The organism is Staphylococcus sp. HMSC055C03, assembly GCF_001809385.1.
GTDB classification, from domain to species: Bacteria; Bacillota; Bacilli; order Staphylococcales; family Staphylococcaceae; genus Staphylococcus; species Staphylococcus simulans.
The window spans coordinates 1-3,211 of the sequence record NZ_KV797478.1 but is presented as its reverse complement, the minus strand read 5'-3'; the positions used below and the strand labels follow the sequence as shown (position 1 = coordinate 3,211).

Annotated in this window: 3 protein-coding genes and 1 pseudogene; 3 read left to right on the top strand and 1 reads right to left on the bottom strand. The window is 29.1% G+C overall.

What is annotated here, in order from left to right; translation table 11 throughout:
- Nucleotides 1–374 precede the first annotated feature (374 nt).
- Nucleotides 375–1,064: a D-alanyl-D-alanine carboxypeptidase family protein gene (locus HMPREF2603_RS02585; protein WP_070501900.1), complete on the top strand. Its 690-nt coding sequence runs from the start codon at nucleotides 375–377 to the stop codon at nucleotides 1,062–1,064.
- A gap of 414 nt (nucleotides 1,065–1,478) precedes the next feature.
- On the opposite strand, the pseudogene HMPREF2603_RS12970 reads toward HMPREF2603_RS02585, so the two are convergent.
- Nucleotides 1,479–1,809: pseudogene (locus HMPREF2603_RS12970) on the bottom strand (DDE-type integrase/transposase/recombinase); the annotation flags it as partial.
- Between the two features lie 122 nt (nucleotides 1,810–1,931).
- On the opposite strand from HMPREF2603_RS12970, the gene HMPREF2603_RS13185 reads away from it, so the two are divergent.
- Nucleotides 1,932–2,027: a type I toxin-antitoxin system Fst family toxin gene (locus HMPREF2603_RS13185; protein WP_138108223.1), complete on the top strand. Its 96-nt coding sequence runs from the start codon at nucleotides 1,932–1,934 to the stop codon at nucleotides 2,025–2,027.
- An 850-nt stretch (nucleotides 2,028–2,877) separates the two neighbouring features.
- Complete coding sequence (locus tag HMPREF2603_RS02575) at nucleotides 2,878–3,126, top strand: AbrB/MazE/SpoVT family DNA-binding domain-containing protein (protein WP_070469062.1); 249 nt, start codon at nucleotides 2,878–2,880, stop codon at nucleotides 3,124–3,126.
- Nucleotides 3,127–3,211 lie beyond the last annotated feature (85 nt).

Below are 3,211 nucleotides of genomic sequence, written 5' to 3'. Positions count from 1 at the left end.
CTATTGCAATAGTGCGGGGGGCACTAATTGTTAACTTACCTATTAATTATTTATTACATTTACTAAGCCAGTAAATGTAATAATATAGCATTGACGACTATCGGTCACTATGATACGAATGAAATTGTTAGAAAAGTAACGCCCTCTTCTTCGTGTCTGAATTGAAACCTAAGAGATAAGGGACGTGTATATTAATCTCACCTCATATATCTGTTAACAGTTAATTTCTAATCAACAAAAAATATTACTTCCAATGATTTGGATTTTATGTATTTGTAGGTATTTAAAAGATTTTAAATCTGATCATCAATTTCACCCCTTTAATTTTTATTATATACTAGCATTGAATACTAAAAGAAAATAGGTGAAAATAAATGGATTTATTTATAAATAAAATGAATGAAGTAGCAAAAAATATAGGAATGTTAAACTCAAATTTTAAAAATCCGTCAGGATTAACTAAAAAAGGACAACTATCAACAAGTTACGATTTATCATTGTTGTTATTACAAGCAAGTTTAAATCCAATTATCGTTAAAATTTGGAAAAAAGAGAAACATATAGTAAGAATATTAGGAGATAATACAAGAAAATCGGAAATTAAAAGTACTGTATATAATAAAAGTTTAAATAATTATTATGATATTTTAGGTGGAAAGACAGGTACCGTAGGTTTTATAAAAAATTTAAGTGTCCTGTTATATGCTAAAGATGAGATATACTTAGTAACAGTATTAAAAGCAAAAGGAAATAGGTTTCACCAAGTAAAACTTATTATGGATACTGTTTTAGATAATAAAGAAAATAACATAGATGCAAATTCATTTACGGTTTTTAAATATCCATTAAAAAATATAGAACTCTTAAAGAACTTTAAACCTCACAGTGTTTTTTCGAAAAATGAATCAGATAAAAGTAATCCTGCTAGTGTAACTAAATTGTTAACGCTAATAACTGCGTTAGAGTATCCGATTGACTTAAACGATAAAATCAAAATTCAAGAAAGTGATATTGTTGAAGATAACATGAATAATATATGTAGGAGACATAATATCGTTAAATGATGCATTGCATTTTAAGCTTTTATCATCTTCTAATATTTTAGCTAATGCAGTTGCAAGATACATCGAGGAAAATTATTTTTAATATATAAGTGAAGTGAATATCGTGTACAAAATAACTACCTATAATTGAAATATCGTATTTAGATGTTGCATACATTATGCATGTATATTGTATGCATTCATAATTGAAGATCACTTGCATATACAAAGAAGGTATGATGTACAAAAGACATCGTAATTTTCGTTAATTTCAATATTATCCTTTGTTGCATTTCTGATGTTTTTGAGTATCTTCTTTTTCTCGACTTCTTTGTTACCTCGATGTAAGGTATAACTAGCTTGTTTTGATTTTTTAGCTCGTCTAATTCTTACTTTCTAGGATGTTCTGTATTTTGTTTGACTGCTTTCCAAAGTCATCGCTACCTTCGTTGAAGGTTTCTGATTTGTAATCACTATTTGAGGTTTACCAAATTGTTTAGCGAGATGTTTTATAAACATATATGCTGAATGATTATCGTGTTGCATACGTAATCAAATATCTAATGTATAACCATCTGTATCAATGTCTTGATTTAAATAGCTCCATGTTTCTTTTACTTTGATGTATGCCTCATCAATATGCAGTTTGTAATAATTTTTTTACACTTTTTCTTCTAAATTTGATATAAAATTGGAGTATATTCTTGAACCCAACGGCTATAGTGATGATATCATTGTTAAACTGTTTATATCTAAAATAATTCATATAGAAGCCTCTTTTTGTCAAAATTACACTATAAAATCAACTTTGCAACAGAACAACAGATGGTATAATAGTGTAGTCGTCTTAACTTCCGGCGATATTTTCGACGGAAGGAGGTGCTTAATATGTATGTAATCTTCGTTCACATCATTGCACCAGTCATTAGTGGCTGTGCAGTTGCGTACTTTACTTACTGGCTTAGTAGTAAACGTAATAAATAGAAGGCGACGTTAAGCCGCATCAAAAACCCCCTCACTACCGCAAATAGTGAGGGGGTTGGTGCATATATGCATATAATCTTCGTTAAGTAAATTATAACATTATAGTAGTTAGGAATGCAAAACTATAACATTTATTTCCCCAACGTGTTTACGAAATTTGTAAAAAGAACCGCAGGTCTCTTTTGATTTATGGATTTTCGCCGTCCCAAGATATTAACCACATGTTGGTTAATTAAGATAATATCAATTGTTAAAATGATATTCAGTTGACTTTTCTAAATTTGCAACAGAACCAAAATTTTGATAATTTACGAGTTAGAATCTTTATGGTACATTATTATACCTATTGAACTACTAACAATTATTTCGACTAAAAAAACAATATTTGTTTAGATATTGAAGATGATATATAATGAAATTGCATATGTAAGCTCCAGTTATTTTGGGAACTCATCCTGAAAGGTACTGGGCTTTTTTTATGTAAAAAATTCTTTCAATGATGAGTGACAATTTAAATAGATGTACCATTATGATCAAGGTTCACAAAATGACCAATGAGTCCTCGCTATCTTTGATAGTGAAGGACTCATTGGTCATTTTTGTTATGGACCATACGTTTAACTTTTTGTACAAAGTATGGCTTTCTTAAAAATTAAAAACATTTTTGAAAATAAAAAGAGAAATTAGAGTCAAAAATAAGCTTGACCATACTACAGTAGTAAAAGAAATAATTCATAATATGTCAGATGACATCCAATAGGATGAAGATGTTGTGCTGTGATAATGATATCCGAATGTTATGACTACGTTATAACGTGTGATACACTTATACTAAAGGGAGTGATGATACATGAGAACATTATCAAAAGTTATAAAAAATGGGAACAGCCAAGCAATCAGTTTAAATAAATCCATCTTACATGAAGCAGGTTTAAACATTGGGGATTCTTTAAATGTAGAAATAAACGAGGGCGTAGTTAAGTTTACCAAAAGAGAAAAATCAATTATCGATGAAATTCATGATTTTTATCGTAATGGTGGTCACTATGATGAAAAAGAAATTAATTTTGGAGATGAAGTAGGTCAAGAGTTATGGTAAAACAATTTGACATTATAATGATTGATCTAGATACGACTCGAGGTGAAGAGAAGCAAAAATATGGACCATATGTAATCATAAGTAA

Excerpts from the sequence above, each read along its gene's own strand:
- HMPREF2603_RS02585 (WP_070501900.1), top strand. The coding sequence starts at position 375 with ATGGATTTATTTATAAATAAAATGAATGAAGTAGCAAAAAATATAGGA.
- HMPREF2603_RS02575 (WP_070469062.1), top strand. The coding sequence starts at position 2,878 with ATGAGAACATTATCAAAAGTTATAAAAAATGGGAACAGCCAAGCAATC.
- HMPREF2603_RS13185 (WP_138108223.1), top strand. The coding sequence starts at position 1,932 with ATGTATGTAATCTTCGTTCACATCATTGCACCAGTCATTAGTGGCTGT.